Origin of the sequence: Ekhidna sp., from assembly GCF_039960695.1 — a bacterium.
Taxonomy (GTDB): Bacteria; Bacteroidota; Bacteroidia; order Cytophagales; family Cyclobacteriaceae; genus Ekhidna.
The window spans coordinates 24,007-42,153 of sequence record NZ_JBDVKP010000018.1 but is presented as its reverse complement, the minus strand read 5'-3'; the positions used below and the strand labels follow the sequence as shown (position 1 = coordinate 42,153).

14 protein-coding genes are annotated in these 18,147 nt (G+C 39.4%); 3 read left to right on the top strand and 11 right to left on the bottom strand.

Going from position 1 to position 18,147, the window contains the following annotated elements:
* Positions 1 to 27: 27 nt before the first annotated feature.
* The 4 genes from ABJG98_RS10315 to ABJG98_RS10300 all read right to left on the bottom strand — a co-directional run bounded on the left by ABJG98_RS10315 (position 28) and on the right by ABJG98_RS10300 (position 5,995).
* Positions 28 to 1,272, bottom strand: coding sequence for an aspartyl protease family protein (locus ABJG98_RS10315; protein WP_348279433.1), 1,245 nt, complete (start codon positions 1,270 to 1,272; stop codon positions 28 to 30).
* A gap of 77 nt (positions 1,273 to 1,349) precedes the next feature.
* Positions 1,350 to 4,262 (bottom strand): DEAD/DEAH box helicase, encoded by a 2,913-nt coding sequence (locus ABJG98_RS10310; protein WP_348279432.1) that lies wholly within the window; start codon positions 4,260 to 4,262, stop codon positions 1,350 to 1,352.
* A gap of 81 nt (positions 4,263 to 4,343) precedes the next feature.
* A complete protein-coding gene (locus ABJG98_RS10305; protein WP_348279431.1) occupies positions 4,344 to 5,570 on the bottom strand; it encodes an FtsX-like permease family protein in 1,227 nt (408 codons plus the stop codon).
* Positions 5,567 to 5,995, bottom strand: a complete 429-nt coding sequence (locus tag ABJG98_RS10300; RefSeq protein WP_348279430.1) for a ribosome-binding factor A — start codon at positions 5,993 to 5,995, stop codon at positions 5,567 to 5,569. The genes ABJG98_RS10305 and ABJG98_RS10300 overlap by 4 nt, the downstream gene beginning before the upstream one ends.
* Positions 5,996 to 6,068: 73 nt before the next feature.
* On the opposite strand from ABJG98_RS10300, the gene ABJG98_RS10295 reads away from it, so the two are divergent.
* Entirely contained in the window at positions 6,069 to 7,385 is a 1,317-nt protein-coding gene (locus tag ABJG98_RS10295; RefSeq protein WP_348279429.1) for a hypothetical protein, read from the top strand.
* Here ABJG98_RS10295 and rpiB read toward each other — a convergent pair.
* From rpiB to glyA, 3 genes are read right to left on the bottom strand one after another with little or no spacing between them, the layout of a single operon-like run.
* Positions 7,375 to 7,803, bottom strand: a complete 429-nt coding sequence (gene rpiB, locus ABJG98_RS10290) for a ribose 5-phosphate isomerase B (RefSeq protein WP_348279428.1) — start codon at positions 7,801 to 7,803, stop codon at positions 7,375 to 7,377. The two genes, ABJG98_RS10295 and rpiB, sit on opposite strands and share 11 nt — an antisense overlap.
* A 4-nt stretch (positions 7,804 to 7,807) precedes the next feature.
* Entirely contained in the window at positions 7,808 to 8,629 is an 822-nt protein-coding gene (tatC, locus tag ABJG98_RS10285; RefSeq protein ID WP_348279427.1) for a twin-arginine translocase subunit TatC, read from the bottom strand.
* A gap of 4 nt (positions 8,630 to 8,633) precedes the next feature.
* A complete protein-coding gene (gene glyA, locus ABJG98_RS10280; RefSeq protein ID WP_348279426.1) occupies positions 8,634 to 9,908 on the bottom strand; it encodes a serine hydroxymethyltransferase in 1,275 nt (424 codons plus the stop codon).
* A gap of 53 nt (positions 9,909 to 9,961) precedes the next feature.
* On the opposite strand from glyA, the gene radA reads away from it, so the two are divergent.
* Entirely contained in the window at positions 9,962 to 11,317 is a 1,356-nt protein-coding gene (gene radA, locus ABJG98_RS10275) for a DNA repair protein RadA (protein WP_348279425.1), read from the top strand.
* A 6-nt stretch (positions 11,318 to 11,323) separates the two neighbouring features.
* On the opposite strand, the gene ABJG98_RS10270 is transcribed toward radA, so the two are convergent.
* Genes ABJG98_RS10270 through ABJG98_RS10260 form a run of 3 tightly spaced genes read right to left on the bottom strand, consistent with a single transcriptional unit; the run spans position 11,324 to position 15,449 of the window.
* A complete protein-coding gene (locus ABJG98_RS10270; protein ID WP_348279424.1) occupies positions 11,324 to 12,865 on the bottom strand; it encodes a DUF5723 family protein in 1,542 nt (513 codons plus the stop codon).
* On the bottom strand, positions 12,866 to 14,518 hold the full coding sequence (locus ABJG98_RS10265) for a hypothetical protein (RefSeq protein ID WP_348279423.1): 1,653 nt from the start codon (positions 14,516 to 14,518) through the stop codon (positions 12,866 to 12,868). It lies immediately after the preceding gene.
* Between the two features lie 28 nt (positions 14,519 to 14,546).
* A complete protein-coding gene (locus tag ABJG98_RS10260; protein WP_348279422.1) occupies positions 14,547 to 15,449 on the bottom strand; it encodes a pyridoxal-phosphate dependent enzyme in 903 nt (300 codons plus the stop codon).
* Between the two features lie 17 nt (positions 15,450 to 15,466).
* Between ABJG98_RS10260 and ABJG98_RS10255 the strand changes: the two genes are divergently transcribed.
* Positions 15,467 to 16,492 (top strand): RluA family pseudouridine synthase, encoded by a 1,026-nt coding sequence (locus tag ABJG98_RS10255; protein WP_348279421.1) that lies wholly within the window; start codon positions 15,467 to 15,469, stop codon positions 16,490 to 16,492.
* A 31-nt stretch (positions 16,493 to 16,523) separates the two neighbouring features.
* On the opposite strand, the gene ABJG98_RS10250 is transcribed toward ABJG98_RS10255, so the two are convergent.
* On the bottom strand, positions 16,524 to 18,110 hold the full coding sequence (locus ABJG98_RS10250) for a SulP family inorganic anion transporter (RefSeq protein WP_348279420.1): 1,587 nt from the start codon (positions 18,108 to 18,110) through the stop codon (positions 16,524 to 16,526).
* Between the last annotated feature and the right edge of the window lie 37 nt (positions 18,111 to 18,147).

Sequence of the window (18,147 nt, the reverse complement as noted above, 5' to 3'; positions counted from 1 at the left end):
TTTTGCGCTATTTTTTTCGTAGAGTTATCAGATAATCTTCTTTAGTCGGAATTTGATCATTTCCTTTTTCCCATCACGGTAGATCTTCACTTTGATCAACCGACCATCGCGACTTTGAAGAATTTTATAAATATCTGATAAACTATGATATCTTAAACTTTTACCATTGATGGAATGAATGATGTCACCCGTGCGGATATTGGACTCAAAAGCTGGTCCGTCTTTCTGAACACTAACTACCTTCAATGTATCAAGATCAGGGCCCACGGCATTTAACGACAAGCCACTCATATCATATTCAAATGATTCACTATATCGATTTCCTTCTGTCAAATAGACTATATTGTTTTGATAGTCAAAGGTGACATTGAACCTATTGAGCAACTCGCCCCCAAAGGTGCCCACTCGCGCTCCTCTTTTGATTACTTTATTGTACGCACCATCAAACGGCGCAGACACCAGCATTTCGGTAAAATCAAAATTATCAATTCTCACATGATCAATCCGTCCTAAATACCCTGGGATGTCTCCTGCAATTCCTCTTCCCAAACGTGTTTCTATTGTTTTTTCGGGTAATGAAATTCCATTCAAATATTTATAGTCGATCAGTGCTGCATGGCTGGCTCCGGTATCGACCATGATATCAAGAGAAGCGGTTTCACTTCCTTGCATGATAGTGGCGTTCATGAATGGTTTAGAACCTCTTATTTCTAGCGGGAGTGCAACTCTTCTTTTAACTGGTTTGTACCTTTCCGGGTCGTGAAGGGTAAGTATGTTATTGTCATAATTGATCTCTACTACAAAGCGCGAAAAGATGTCATAGCCAATGATCCCATATACGTTTTCACCGATGTTCTCAGAAAGCTGGAGGTAATCCTCTTTTAGAACCAGCACATTCATGTTTTGCCCAATGATGCCACCCGGCAAACCAAAGGTCACCTGGTTCGCAATAAGAGCTTCGACAGAATCAATTAGCCCTGGACCATCAATGGTTATTTCTCTGATATAATTCAAGTCAAGAATATCGGCATATAGCTTTTCAGTGAGAATAGCATTTTCTACACCAGTGTCGAGAATAAACTTGAGTGTCAGAAACCTGTTTATGGTTATGGGTATTACTATCAGGTTATTGTGTTGCTCAAAAGGGATTTCGATTCGCTTCATTTTCGGCGGCATCTTGAACCCAAATTCCTTTTGCCCTGAAGCGGTGGAACATAAGCACGTATTTATAACTAAGATGAAGGCAATCAGACTTATTATCGGATTTCTCATTGGAAAGTCTCTTATGTAATGAATTACACTCATCTAACAACATGGATAAAATCCAACCCTTATTTGAACTATAAAAATTAGTCAAACAGATCTTGAATGTCGCTTGGAGAGAGGCTTTTTACAAAACTTTCTTCTACTGAGATTAAATCTGATGCTAACTGCTGCTTATGTTCTTGCAGTTTGATGATTTTTTCTTCTATTGTGTCCTTGCTTACAAATTTGTATGCGAACACCTTTTTGGTTTGGCCAATTCTATGTGCTCGATCAATGGCTTGAGCTTCGACAGCTGGATTCCACCAAGGATCAAGCAAGAATACATATTCTGCCTTTGTGAGGTTTAATCCTGTCCCACCTGCTTTTAACGAGATCAAGAATATGGAAACCTCAGGATCGTTTTGAAAGCGTTCAACCTGATGTTGTCTGTCTTTGGTAGAGCCATCTAAATAGGCAAAAGGTAATTTTTGATCTTTCAGGTAGTCTGAGACTATTTTCAGGTGCTTCACAAATTGGCTAAAAATAAGCACTTTATGGCCTTTGGAAATCGAATTCTCAATCATATAAGTCACTGCTTCCAACTTACCGGAGCCATCTCCGTATTCTGGATCTACCATTTTCGGATGATTTGCAATCTGTCTTAACTGTGTCAAACCTTGCAACAAAATCATGTGAGACTTAGCTACTCCATCCGTTTCAATGACATCCATGATTTTGCTTCGGAAGGCATTTTTCTCTTTTTCATATACTTCACGTTGCTCATCTGACATTTCACAATATCTAATGTTGATCACTTTTTCGGGGAGGTCATCAGCGACCTGGCTTTTTTCCCTTCTTAGTAAGAATGGCTTAATTAAAGCGTTGAGCTTTCTTGTCTTAAATTCATCTTTCTGTTTCTCTATAGGCTTTAAATAGGCTTTTTTGAAATAAGATTCATTGCCAAGTAAGCCTGGGTTGAGAAAACTCATTTGCGACCACAGGTCAAGTGTACTGTTCTCAATTGGTGTACCCGTTAGTATCAGCTTGCGTCGGGATTTAAGCTCACGTACTTTCTTTGATATGAGAGAATCAGGGTTCTTTATCGCCTGTGATTCATCAAGAATGATATAATTGAAGTAGTAGTCTGCAAGAATTTCTGAATCAACCCGAGTGGTACCATAGCTTGTAATTACGATATCGTATTTAGCGAATTGAGAGTGATCTTTTATTCTATTGATACCCGTATAGTTCAGAATTTTTAAAGCGGGTGTAAATTTTTTGGCCTCCATCTCCCAGTTGTAAAGCAAAGATGTTGGCATGATGAGCAAGCTGGTGTTTCCAGGATTTTCGTTTTTCTGATGTTGCAAAAGCGCAAGCGCTTGTATGGTCTTACCTAATCCCATATCATCAGCAAGGCAACCACCAAAGTTGTAGTCTTCCAGAAATCTGAGCCAATTGTAACCAGCAAGTTGATAAGGCCGCAGATCACCTTTAAAAGAACTCGGAACTTGATGGTCTTCCATTTTTTCAAATGAAAGAAGTTTTTCCAACTTTCTGTCCATTGTCACTTTCGCCAAGTCACCGTCTTTTAGCTCTTGGACAAGGGATACGTGAATTTTATTAAGTGTAATGCCATCGTCAGTCTGGGAGGAAAAAGCAAAGAGATCTTTGTAGCGAGTGATCCATGATTCCGGGATAACACCAATCTCCCCATTTGGCAGCATAACCTCTGTTTTCCCTTTCAAGATGCACTTTCTGATTTCTTCAAATGGGACTTCAAAGTCACCAAAACGGATTTTAGCTTTTAGGTCAAACCAGTCTACACCTTCGCTTACTTCTAAATCAATTGTTGATTCTCCGACAAAGAATTTCTTTCCCTGCTGGTTTTGTTTGATAATGAAATCTTCCAACAAACCACTGTTGCGACCAATCCAATCAAAAGCTGCTGTTTTTGGCAATGTGACTCGAGAATTTCTCAATTGCAAGCCATTGGTCACCAGCTGTTGTATGATTCCCTTTTCACCTTCGTGATCTCTGCTGATCCGATGAAAGATGTAGCTATCATCTTCTTTCTCTAGTGAGACGCTCACTTTACTCAGCTTGTCAGCATTGAAATTGTGCTTACCATAATCAAAAGAAAGTTCCAACAGAAGCTTGTCATTCTCTACCTCCGGCGCATTACCACCGTCATCAAATAGAGTGGTCGCCCGACTGGTCTGCAGCTCACTAACCGTGATCTTAGGTGTCGGCTTTGGTTTATGAGTGACGATATCGAATCCTTTGGCATATACATCAAACTCAGAGATGAGTGGTCCGACAAATTTCTGATAGTAGGTCTCCTCAATATCCTTAGGGATGAGGATAAATTTCTTCTTTAGAAATGGCTTCAACTTACCACCACTAACAGATTTTTGAAAAGTGAAAAGCTGATCATTGGCAATTAGCCAGGCAGGCTCGCGGCAAAGCAGATAACTTCCATTATTTAGGAATTCTACTTTTTCCCCTTTGAGCTTGATGGTAGGGAAATAGTGTGTGTTGTCTTCATTTTTTCTGAAATGAAAAAGAACTGTAGCTTTCTCATCTACTACAGCAATCTCCTTCCAGGCGGGCTCTCCATCTTTCCCCATTTCGAATAATCGTTTCCCATGAATTAGCGCCAGAATCTGTGATCTTCTTCTTTCAATGTAAGCTTCAATCTCTCCCTGTAGTGCCTTATCTCCAGTTTGTTCGTCAAAAGTTTTCAGGAAGAACTCTTCAGGTTTTTGCTTTTTTTTCTGAAAATGATGAGCAACCTGATCTTGCTGAATTTGATCCATGAGCTTGATGATCTTGTAATCATTGTCGTCTAACCCTGAACTAAATTCTTCGGCGTTTTTAGAAGAAATGTTTTGATGTGAATAGCTAAGTTCTCCTTTATCATTCAGCTGCACCACAAAAGATTCGATGAGATATCCAAGGTACTCATGATCGTATAGTGAGTAGATAAGTTCAAACGGTTGTTCAGGAGATACTTTCACAGATTTTTGAAATCAGATAAACTTCGAAAATAGTAAAAATATGACTCCTACAGGGCAAGAAAATGTGAAGAGTTTGATGTCTTATTGTAAAGTATGTGTCGAGAATGACTTTCCAGCTTTTATTGCGGGCTTGATCGATGCCAATAAAGTGATGATTATTATTGCTATAACCGTGAATAAAACATCGCTGAATACAATTTCAACAGGATAACTGTTGACAATCGCAGAATCCATCCCCATCCCCACAAATCCAAAATGCTCTTGCAACAGACTCAAACTGACGCCTAACACAAGGCCAATAGTTGCTCCAGTAAATGCCACAATGCAGCCTTCATAAAGAAAAATATTACGAATTAATTTTGTAGACGCACCTTGTGCAAAGAGTACTGAGATGTCTTTTTTCTTTTCGATAACCAACATGGTAAGTGAAAAAAAGATATTTATCGACGCAATACCAATGATGGCAACTAAAATTAGAAAGACGAAGAGTTTTTCTACTTTCAACACTTTATACAGATCACTGTGCAACTCTTCGCCTAAGCGGACTTTAAAACTGTTGCCTAGATTAGATTGGAGATTTTCTTTTACCTTCAAACGATTAGCATCATCTAAAAGATAGATGTCAAAAGAAGATAGTCTATTTTCATAGCTAAGAAGGTCTTTGGCAAATTCTACAGGGACAAAAACATAATTGTCATCATAGTATTTCTCTATGGCAAAAACACCACCGGGAATAATATTCAGTAGATTGTACATGCGTGTAGGATTAACTACTCCTGGCGCTATATCTTTTGGGTAGTACATCTGGAGCGTATAAAAATCATTTTTAAGACTCATCGATAAATCGTATTGAACTCCACGTCCGATCAACGCGTATCCAATGCTATCGCGGACCAGAGGGAAACGACCGGAAACCATTACATTTCTAATTCCGCTATACTCATCAAAATCTCTACTGACACCCTTCATGCGAACAAGTCTTTGAGACTCTTTGTATTGGACCAAAACATTGTCCTCTATCACTTCGGATACACCTAGCACACCATCTATCTGTCTAATTTTATGCACAATCGTTGAATCAAATTCAAAGGATTTACCCGTTGTTGGAGTAATAATTATGTCAGGATCGAAATGACCGTACATGGATCGAAGAAGTCCTTCAAGACCATTAAACACTGATAGGGCAATGATTAAGCACATCGTGCCTATAGCTACAACAACCATCGAGATGATGGAAATAACGTTGATGAAGTTTTTCTTTTTTCCCGATAGAAAATACTTACGCGCTATGAAAAAAGGAAAATTCATTCTTCCTCTGATGGAATATTTAGTTTATTGATGAGCGTATCAATTTTGGATGCCTTTTCTTCTGTATCATCATGAAAAAAGGCAAGCTCCGGAATGATGCGAACCTTGCTGCCAATCTTTTTACCAAGCTTCAAGCGAATCTCACTCTTAATATTGTTAAGATGTTCAAAGACCTCCTCAGCTTTATTAATAGGGAAAATACTCAGATGGATGCGAGCAAGGCCAAGATCTGGCGACACGGACACGCCGGTAATTGTTCCCAACGAAGAACCGAAATAGTGAACGGGATCTCTTTGGAAGATTCCTGCTAGGTCCTTTTGTAATTGCTTCCCGTATTTTATTTGCCGTTTACTTTCCATATCTGCAAATATCCGAAGATAATCCGTAAGGGGTTTAACCAAATATTCTAATTTCGAGCTAATCATTTCGAATCAACATTAATTGTTACGATTTTTTAGAATAAACGACCCGTACAGATTAGCCATCATATTTATTCTGATGGTAATAATCCGCATTGCCCAAAGCATCTTCATAGAATACACTTCTTACTATGAGTTGAAATGGTTACTGTTGGGTGAATGGTTGAATCAGGGTTTTACGATGTATAGTGAAGCGTTTGACTATACAGGACCAATTGCTGTTTTCGTATATAAGTACCTGGCCATGATTTTTGGAAGAAGCGCATTTATCCATTATGGATTCAGCTCGTTGGTCATCATTTTTCAGGCAGGAATTTTCAATCAACTGCTCTTGAAGAATAAAGCTTATAATGAGAACAGCTATTTGCCAGCATTCCTGTATATGATTTTAATGGTGTCTGTGCCAGATTATATGACTCTTTCACCACAATTGCTTAGTCTCACATTTATATTATTAGCGCTTAGAAATGTATTGCGCCGAATTGATAACCAGGTCACTGATGAGCTTTTTCTAAACTCAGGAATTTATGTAGGACTAGCAACCATGATTTACCTGCCGTCCATTGTGTTCTTTTTAGTTTTTCTCTTTGCACTTATACTGTTTTCTACCGCTGCAACCAGAAGATTGGCACTTTATCTCTTTGGTTTCTTGCTGGTGTTTTCTATGTGTGCACTTTATTTCTATTGGCGGGGAGATCTATGGTTATTTATAGATAGTTACCTTATCCAAAACTTACTAATGCAGAGCGTCTCACCATTATCTTTGATTGAGTTTACTTTTATTTCAGCGGGCTTCATTGTAATACTTATACTTGCTGTTTTAAAGACCTTAGGCTCTGCCCGTCTAACAAACTTCCAACAAAAGATTCAACAAGTGATCTGGTTGATGTTTTTTGGCGGAGTGGCTACATTCTTCATTTCCAATGAGAAGTCCCTTTTCGAATTGGTTTTTATGGTGCCAGTAATCGCCTATTTCTGGGTACACTATTTCATTTTAATTAAGAGAAGAATTTTTCAGTTTATCATGCCAGGATTACTCATACTTGGCACACTGATCTACACTGCTTTTTCCTATCAAAGGTTTACAAAATCTCTTGAGGTAAGAGATGTGGAGGAAGCAACTGAGGGAGCAATGGTATTGGGGAGCAATTTGAAATACTATCAGCAGGTGAGCATCAATACACCTTGTTTCAATGATCATTTAACAAGGCGCGCCTTTAAAGGATTGGATTATTATGGACCTGCCGGAGATCTGTTCAAACTCTTTCAAAATTCAGACCCGACACTTATAATAGATGACATTGGTATGATGCCGAAAATAATTGAGCGATTTCCTAAAATCGAATCAGGATATCGGAAAATCGGAAGCAATCGTTATGAGAAGATTAGCAATTGATTTTATTGACTCTTCTTTCATGTCTACCTCCTTCAAATGTAGTTTCCACGAAAGTATCGACAAGAGTTTCAGCATATTCGTAAGCTAAAAATCTGGCAGCAAGACATATTACATTAGCATTATTGTGTTGCCTTGCAAGTGATGCCAACTCCGCATTCCAACAGAGAGCAGCTCTTACGTTTTCATGTTTGTTGGCAGTCATTGCCACTCCATTTCCGCTGCCACATATAAGAATTCCTAAATCACAGTCCTCTGAAGCAATGGAGGAGGCAAGTGGGTGAACATGATCAGGATAATCTACAGAACCATCTGTACTAGGACCAAAATCTTCGATAGTATGGCCTTGATCTTCAAGGTGTCTGACAAGTCGTTCCTTGTACTGAAAACCGGCGTGATCGCCACCTATTGCTATTTTCATGGAGTTATTTATTTTGTTTGGCTTCTCTTCGTTCTATTCGTTTGGCTATTAAGATACTCATTTGATAAAGAATCATTAATGGCAAAGCAATTAATATCTGACTGAATGGATCAGGTGGAGTAAATACTGCACCTAACACCAAAATTACTATGATTGCATGTTTTCTATAGGCCTTCATCAATGATGAACTCACAATGCCAGCTTTTGTAAGGAAGTAAACAATAACAGGCAGCTGAAACAACACACCACATCCAAAAACTATCATTGTGACAGTGTTGATGTAGGATGAAAGGTCAAATAAATTTTGCAGTGATGGGTCAACCTGGTACGTTGAAAAAAATCGCACGGAAATAGGAGCTATCAGGAAATAGCCAAAAAGAACACCCATAGCAAAGAGGACGGTTACTGAAAAAGTAGCACCTCTTGATGCTCTTCTTTCCTGTGGGCGTAAACCAGGTTTAATAAAGCGCCAAATCTCCCAGAAAAGATACGGGAACCCAACAATAAGGCCTGCGAAAAATGAAACAGAAACGTGTGTCATGAATTGGCTGCTCATTTTTCTACTTACCAATTCAAACGACAAGGTATCTATGCAAAGTGCTGGCGTGCCAATTAAATCAGCAAGTTCACATAGCTTTTGATAGGTCCAGAAATCTGTTCGTGATGGACCAAGAATGACTGTGCCAATTACAAAATCTTTAGCTACAAACGCTGCGATAGCCAACACAATAATAGCGATCAGAGAGCGGATGATGTGCCATCTTAACTCTTCCAGATGATCCAAGAAGGACATCTCTTTTTCATCTGATATCTGATCTAATGGCATTTAATTACCCCTTAAATAATGGGAACTCTGACATCCAGTTATTTACCTCGGACTTCACCTCTGCTATTTTACCTTCGTCATCCTTATTGGTGATAACAGCATCAATTAAATCTACAATCTTGATCATATCTGCTTCAACCATTCCTCGTGTTGTAATAGCAGGAGTACCTATTCTCATTCCTGATGTGACAAATGGACTCTTGTCATCGAAAGGAACCATGTTTTTGTTTACCGTAATGTCAGCTTTGATCAAAGAATTTTCAGCCTCCTTCCCTGTAATGTCCTTTGTCCTAAGGTCAATTAACATCAAGTGATTATCAGTCCCACCTGAAATTACATGGTATCCCTTATTAACAAATGCTTCAGCCATGACAGCCGCATTCTTTTTTACCTGAACCATGTAGTTCATGTAATCATCGGTGAGGGCTTCACCAAAAGCAATAGCCTTTGCAGCAATAATATGTTCTAATGGACCACCCTGTGTTCCTGGAAACACTCCGGAATCAAGCAATGAACTCAGCTTTTTGATGACTCCTTTAGGTGTAGTTAATCCCCAAGGATTATCTATATCATCTCTCACGAGAATCATTCCTCCTCGCGGGCCTCTTAAAGTCTTGTGTGTAGTTGTGGTGACTATGTGACAATACTCAAGGGGATCATTCAAAAAGCCGCGTGCAATAAGTCCGGATGGATGAGATACATCAGCAAGAAGTAAAGCTCCAACCTCGTCTGATATGGCTCTGAACCGCTCATAGTCCCAGTCCCGACTGTAAGCTGAAGCACCACAAATAATCATTTTTGGATTTTTTTCCCTGGCAACTTTTTCAAGTTGATCATAGTCAATAAGACCCGTTTCCTTTTCTACACCGTAAAAGTTAGGCTTATAAAGTTTTCCTGAAAAGTTGACACCTGATCCATGTGTAAGGTGGCCTCCGTGAGATAAGTCAAAACCCAAAATTTCGTCACCAGCATTTAAGCAAGCCAGCATTACCGCTGCATTTGCTTGCGCTCCTGAGTGAGGTTGAACGTTGGCCCAAGTAGCACCAAATAGTTCCTTTGCTCTTTCACGAGCTAAATCTTCTATTTCATCCACCACTTCGCAACCGCCATAATATCTCTTGCCTGGAAGACCTTCAGCATACTTATTTGTAAGGACACTACCGGCTGCTTCTAGAACTTGCGGTGACACAATATTTTCTGAGGCTATCAGCTCTATTCCTTCTATCTGTCTCTTTTCTTCAGCCTTTATTAGGTCGAAAACTTTCTGATCTTTTTGCATGCCGTAAAAATATATGAGACAGTTTATATCTTAGCCTTTATCCTCATCTAAATATGGCGAAAACAAAAAGCGTATTCTATTGTCAATCTTGTGGTTCGGAATCAGCCAAGTGGGTTGGTAAATGCCCTTCATGTGACGAGTGGAATACTTATGTTGAAGAAGTCGTATCAAAATCAACAGTATCGGCAGTTGATTTTACAGTGGAAAAAACGAAACCAATCAATATTAATGATGCTGGAGGCATAGCAACCAAGGAACGATTGAGGACCGGAATTCAGGAATTAGATCGAGTTTTGGGTGGGGGGATTGTTGATGGTTCATTGGTGCTTGTGGGTGGAGAGCCAGGTATTGGAAAGTCTACGATCATGCTTCAGATGGCCATCCGGCTTCCTCAAAAAACACTTTATGTTTCTGGAGAAGAAAGTGCTGAACAAATTAAAATGCGAGCCGAACGAATTGGCACTACCGCCGAGCATTGTTTTCTATACGCAGAAACCAGTCTATCGCAAGTCATAAAGCAAGCTGAGAGCCTAGCTCCAGACATCCTAATTATCGATTCCATTCAGACGCTTCACTCAGATAGAATTGAAGCTGCAATCGGCTCAATTTCACAGGTCAAAGAGTGCACGGGACAGCTCATGAAGTTTGCGAAGCAAAAAGGAATCCCTGTATTCCTTATTGGTCATGTGAATAAGGATGGAGCGATAGCCGGACCTAAGGTACTTGAACACATGGTGGACACAGTTTTGCAATTTGAGGGAGACAGACATCTTTCCTATCGAATTTTAAGAACCATCAAAAATCGATTTGGTTCGACTTCCGAACTTGGCATGTTTGAAATGAATGCTGATGGTCTAAGAGAGGTAACTAATCCGTCGGAAATCCTTATTTCTCCCAGAGATCCTGGATTAAGTGGTATAGCCCTAGGGGCAACCCTCGAAGGAAACAGACCATTAATTCTGGAATCTCAAGCGCTTGTAAGCCCAACAAGCTATGGCAACCCTCAACGAAGTACTACGGGCTATGACTATAAGAGGCTGACGATGCTTTTAGCAGTAATGGAAAAAAGATTAGGGATTCGCCTAAGCACTCAGGATGTCTTTCTAAATATAGCTGGAGGATTAAAAGTGCAGGATACTGCTTTAGATCTGGCCATCTGCTCTGCAATCTTCTCATCTTTCGAAGATGCTCCAATTGGAGAAGACGTATGCTTTGCTGCGGAAGTTGGATTGGGCGGAGAGATACGTCCCATAAATCGAATTGAGACCCGGATCAATGAAGCAGAAAAACTAGGATTCAAAGAAATATATATCTCAAAACATAATTTAAAAGCAAAAGATTTGAATCAATTTAAGATTAAGGTTCACTCGTTTTCCAAGCTCGGCGATACGTTCAGGCAGTTATTTTAGCACCGGCTATTCGGCTCCAGTATTTTTCTTGCCGCTTCTGCCATTAAGGCTTTTCTTATCGACATCTCCGTCTCTTTTTGTACGCTTATTTTTAAGCTCTCTACGTTTTTGACGCTTGATGATGGAGTAGATACCATCACGCTTTTTAGTTTTTACTTTCTTACCTAAGAAAACATTCGTATCAATTCCTCTCGCACCATTAATTGGTGCTCTTGAAAGTCCGCTTTCTACTTCTTTTTCTGGTCGGTTTCCAAAAGCAAAACTCATCCCAAATCTAAAATCAATTGCCTTAGCATCAGGCACAGAAAAATTAATGACTTGATCTGCTGCCATATACATTTGTACCGGACCTCCCTTTACCACAAATGCAGCACCTACATTGAAAAATTGCTGAGGCAGCTTTGTGACACTGATTGAACCAGTGAAGGCTTTACCAAACTTTTGTGTTATCCCAGCACCGTACATCATTTTAATGTGACGTTGTACCAGTCGAGTACCAGCCGACACATAAAAATCCGTTTTCGGGCTGTAATGATAAATCCAGCTTCCATAGGCGGTTACTGGCAACCAACTTTTGTAAGGATCAAAAGTATCTGTAGTTTCAAATTTGCTGAATAACGAATCTTCTAAGGTTTGCTCGATATCATCCAAGTCTTCTAGATTCACTCCGCTGTAGTTAAAGCTAGTGTCTGCTAATGAATAATTTTTAATATTTTCTTTCCAGTTGATAAACCCTAAATCTACCACCGAGCCTGTTATGGTATAATACCTATTGAGCTTATAAGTTCCGCCAATATCGATTGCAAACCCAGTGTTTCCATTCATGACCAAGTGAGAGCCTAAGTCTCCTTCGGTATCATCATAGATATCAAAGCCTGAAGTTCTAAGAATAGCCTTTTTCCACTCAGCGTCTATTTGAAATGCCTCACCATTTGTTTTAAGCACAGCACTGGTACCTCCAGGTAAGCTTGCGTTTGCAAAACCAACAAGAAATTTACCCCTCAGGCCGACAGTGAGTTGATCGTTGATCGGAGCTGCTATTCCAAGTCCAAACTCTCTAAAGTGTGTGGCACGCAAGCCAATCTTCGAAATCTTTACATCCTTGTTCAAGAACTGACTATTCCCTTTAGTGAAAACATACTCCACCATTTCCTTAGGATAAAGAAAGTCTGCTTCAACACGCTCATTTGCAACAAAGCTTAATAACGCACCAGATTTTAACTTGTAACCAAGATGAAGAAGGTTTACTTCAACTTTAGTAGTCAGCATGTTCTGACGTTGCAGATTTCCAATTATTTTAGGAACATCAATCAATGTTCTAGTGCTTTCTACGGTGAACCCTTCATTGTAATTGAACTTGTTGTTCACATTAAAGTGAACTCCTGATAATACCGGTAGTCCTAGAAAAAATCTACCCTTCGGAATCAAAGAAGGATTGATAAGGTTGTTTTGGAAAGTAGCATTTCCTAAATGTTGAAATGATAAGCTTGTTTGGGAGAAACAGGCTAAGGAGGTTAGGATTAATATGGTGGTAGTGATTTTCCTCATCTATAGTTCCAAATTGAACTTACCACCAATACCCACCTTTAAACTTAATGTATAGTCCGCAAGTATCTTAACGTAGATATCTCTTGAAGTTTGACTGACAGGGGTATTCAATACCATAGTAATAATTACATGTGATGCACCAGCCAGAAGGTCTACTTCTGCTTGAGTCAGCGAAATATCTTCTGTTGCGCCGCTTGGATCGGTAACTTCTCCATTCACATTAATTAAAGGAGCTTTGATGACAGGGATATTGGTAAATCTATCCAACTGTTCTTGATCAAACTGAGGGTCACTAGTATCTGATATTGGAAAAAGTGCAACACTATCAGCGTCTTGCACTTCCAGATTTATTGTACCGTTAAATGGTAGCTCGTTATTGGTCACCAGACGAATAAATGCCGAATCAACATTACTCAAGTCAAGACCATCTCCTAATCCAAAAGAACCAGATTCTTCATAATCTTCAAGCTGAACCTCCATAGGTACCTCTAGAGTAACAAATGCTGTAATGGAGCTGGTTGGTTGCAGATAATTGGCTTCTGTAAGACTTTCAGGATTGGATATTCCGGATACGTCAAAAACCAATCGCTCTGGCGACTGGGAGAGCAGATTTACCAAATTAGAATTCCCCCTGTTTATTTCTATAATGGTTTGGGCGGTTTCACCTGGTGTGGTAGGAGTTGGAGTATCAAGGCCTGATCCTTCAATGACTGGATCATCATTAATAATGCTCCCAGTTAGGAAGACCTGGTTCCCACCAGCACCGTCATCCCCATATAATCCAGCAAAATCGACACCAATAGGCACTCCAAATGTATTTCTGAAATCAAACGAGATACTCGGATTGCCAAATGTAATTCCAGACCTTTCAGATTGTGTGAAGAAGTCAATTTCAATGGATTGATTACCTACTTGGATAGTGTCTCTTCCAAACTTACCGTAGATCAATCCAAAAGTTTGGTTGCCATAGGTGAGGTCAAAAGATAATGTCTCAGTGCCAGTCAATGATTGTGCGGCATTTAATGTAACCACTGCGTTAAGATCAATTGAAAACACATTGCTTCCACTTGGGTCGACAAGAACCGTTTTGTGGCCAATGAGTGATCTTGTCTGCATATCAGTCCCACCTCCAGAAATATTGCCCGTAAGTGAAATGGGTATTCCGGTATTAATATTTGTTGTATTTGTTAGAGTAAACGTATAGCTCAAATCTCCCGCTATTGTTGAGGTGGTGGTAATAGATAAATCACCAGATTCATAAAAGATGGAATCCAACTCCTCGCTTTTCTGGGGATCATAATTAGTTTGAAAGGATTCTATGAGATTGACAGTTCCGGGGCCAACAGCTATCGGAATGTTACTGACGGAGCCACTGTAGTTAATATCATCAATTTGAACGATATCATTAGGAGCACTATAACTAATGGTGTCGTAGTAAAGCAGTGTGAATAATGATGTACTGTCTTCCTGAAAGCTCAACGAGTCACCTGTTTGATTTCCCACCAGATCACGCATAACATATGTAGCTTCTCCCAATGGAAAACTAAACACGCCCGATATAGGCGTCACCTCTAGATTATCAAACTCCAACTCACCTATGTTGCAGGATGCAAATAAAGATGCGGAGATTACTATGAACACAAATTTTTTCACCGCTGACAAATTGTTTTAAAATTAAGTCTTATTGAATAATATTTTCATTTTTTCGATTAAAGCCTTCAATACCCTGCAGTCCACCGGTATGTAATATCACTATTTTAAGATTATTTTCGAATTTATTGCTTTTAATCATATCCCAAACGGCGAAAAATGCCTTTCCCGTATAAATCGGGTCTAGCGATACGTCGAATTTTTCTTTAAACCAATTGATAAAATCGATCAATACAGTATCTGTTTTTCCATATCCGCCAAAATGATAATTATCAATTAGCTGATAATTCGTCTTATTTATTTGATGTTTTATAAGAAGAGTTTGAACTTCCTGGTGGATAAATTCCCCTTTCAAACTACTTATTCCTATAATCTTTTGATGGTTTTGAGTTGCTTTTAGCAAGCCTGCGAATGTACCACCAGTACCAATTGGTGTTATAAAGACATCAAATTCTTGATCAATTTCCTCAATAATTTCTTCACAGCCTCTAATAGCCAATTCATTTGTACCACCTTCTGGCAAAAAATAGTGATGGGGATATTTTGCTATTAATTCCTCCGGATGGTCGCGCCAGGTTCTGAAAGTGGATCTGTCCACGAATTCGAGTTTCATGCCTTTCGCATGGGCTATTTGTAAAGTATGATTGCTTGAAATGTTAAGTTCTTCGCCACGAATAATTCCGATGGCCTCTAGATTATTTTCTTTTGCAGCAGCAGCTGTTGCTGCAATGTGATTACTATATGCACCACCCATCGTAATCAAAGCAGTGTAATTCTTTTCTTTCAGAGCCAACAAATTGTATTTGAGCTTTCTCCATTTATTCCCCATGATTTCTTGATGGATCAAATCATCTCTTTTGATAAAGAGTTTTATTTTTTTTTCCTCTAGTAAGGGGTGTGATATTTCCTGGAGTGGTGTTGGAAGGCTTGTCATCGCTTAAATTTACAGCCATGAGCGATGAACCTAATGAAAATGAGGAGGACTTATACGAACATCATCACATTATTGTAGATGCTGGTCAGGAATTGCTGCGTATAGATAAGTTTTTGATGGATCGCCTTCCCAATGTAACTCGGAATAAGGTGCAGGCGGGGATCAAAGATGGATTCGTAAAGGTGAATGGAAACGACGTGAAGCCAAACTATAAGGTACATCCAGAAGACGAGATTTCAGTCATGCTGCCAGAACCGCCCAAAGATGAGGAGCTGGTACCTGAAGATATTCCGTTGAACATAGTGCTGGAAGATGAACACCTTTTGGTAGTGAATAAACCTGCGGGAATGGTCGTGCATCCGGCGTATCAAAATTGGTCTGGTACCTTGGTTAATGCACTTGCTTTTCACTTTCAAAATTTACCAGAAATGAAGGGTAACGATGGACGCCCCGGCCTTGTGCACAGAATAGATAAGGATACTTCTGGTTTGCTGGTCATAGCTAAAACAGAACAAGCGATGAAAGGGCTGGCTAAACAGTTTTTCGATCACTCAATTGAGCGTACCTATTATGCTTTAGTGTGGGGAGTACCAGAAGAGGAAAACGGCACAATCAATGTCAATGTGGGCAGAAGTCTCAAGGACAGAAGAATAACAATGGCATTTCCTGATGGAGATTTTGGAAAACATGCCATAACACATTACGAGGTATTGGAAGACTTAAGATATGTGTCTTTGGTTAAGTGTAATCTGGAAACAGGAAGAACACATCAAATACGTGCGCACATGCGGTTTGTAGGACATCCACTATTTAATGATGTAACGTATGGAGGAAGTGAAATTGTTAAAGGGACTGTTTTTACTAAATACAAGCAATTTGTTCAAAACTGTTTTAAACTAATTCCTCGACAAGCATTACATGCAAAAACGTTGGGGTTTGTTCATCCCATTACCAAAAAGAAAGTATTTGTTGATTCAGACCTACCGGCAGATTTCACTTCTGTTTTAGAGAAGTGGAAGCACTATATCGATCATACAGATTAAAAAAAAGGCCTTCAAAATGAAGGCCTTTAGATTAAATTTCTTTAGCAACTTTTTTAAGCTCTTTCATTGGATTATCATGTTCCTTATCCAGCCCAATGATCTCTAATTTGATTTGTCGGTACTCCGCATTTTGTTTAAAGTCCTCTAAAATTTCAATAATATCAGGATGAATAAAATGTGAACGTGTTGCATCAATTGTAATATCTGTATCGTCCGGAATATGAGAAATAGTTTCTATGATGCTGGCTTTATTAAGGAAAGTCAAATTCTCAGAGAGCTCCAATTTTAGTTTGGTTGTACCATTTTCATTGCGTGTCTCCACTACATATGGCTTCCTAAAGTTGTTATAAAGGATTTGGAAGATCCCCACAGTAAGGCCAAGAAGTATACCGATCAGCAAGTCTGTAAATATGATGCCAAGAATAGTGACCATATATGGGATAAACTCAGACTTGCCAGCGGCAAACATCTTTTTGAATAAAGATGGTTTGGCAAGCTTATATCCTACCACAATAAGAATAGCTGCCAAACTTGAGAGTGGGATCATATTTAGCACATTCGGAATAAGAATGGCAGAAATGAGTAACAATACACCGTGGAAGACGGCAGATAACTTAGTGCGCCCACCAGATTGAATATTAGCTGAACTTCGTACAATTACCTGGGTAATTGGTAAACCACCAATCATTCCAGAAAAAATGTTACCTGTACCTTGAGCAATAAGTTCTCTATTGGTTGGTGTAATCCTTTTATGAGGATCAAGTTTGTCCGTTGCCTCTACACATAAAAGTGTCTCCAAAGATCCTACAACAGCAATTGTTCCCCCAAGAATCAACACATCCTTTCTAAGCATGGCTGAAGGATCGAAGAAGGTAAACTGATTGATGAACTCACCGAAGGTTGCGGCTACTGGAAGATTTACCATGTGAGTTTGATCAATATATAAAGACGATCCTTTGAATAGCACATTAATAATTATCCCAGCAGCAACCACAATTAATGGGCCTTGTACTACCTGGAATAACTTGATTCTTTTCATGAATGGAGCTTCCCACAAAATGAGAATTATCATTGAGACAACAAAAATGATGAGTGCCCCTTCCTGAATATAATCAAGCATAGTAAATAGTTCGGAGAAGGTATTTTCACCGTCTGGTTGAAAAAACTCCAAATCACCCTCAGGATCTGCATCATACCCAACAGCGTGTGGTATTTGCTTTAGAAAAATGATAATACCAATCGCAGACAGCATGCCTTTGATCACTGAAGAAGGAAAATAATAGCCGATGATTCCGGCGCGAGCAAAGCCCAGAATAATTTGAATAATTCCGCTCACTACTACAGCGGCCAGAAAAACTGGGAATGATTCTAAGCTCTGGATCCCGGCAAGTACAATAACGGCTAATCCAGCGGCTGGGCCACTTACACCTACCGTAGAACCACTTATTAATCCTACTAGAATACCACCGATAATACCGGAAATAATTCCAGCAAAAAGAGGTGCACCAGAAGCCAGGGCAATGCCTAAGCAAAGGGGTACAGCTACTAAAAATACTACCAAACTGGCAGACAGGTCTGATTTGAAATTGCTAAACAGACCAATTTTATTTGAGTCCATGAATTAAAAAAAGTTGAGTTGAGTAAAAAATTAAAAA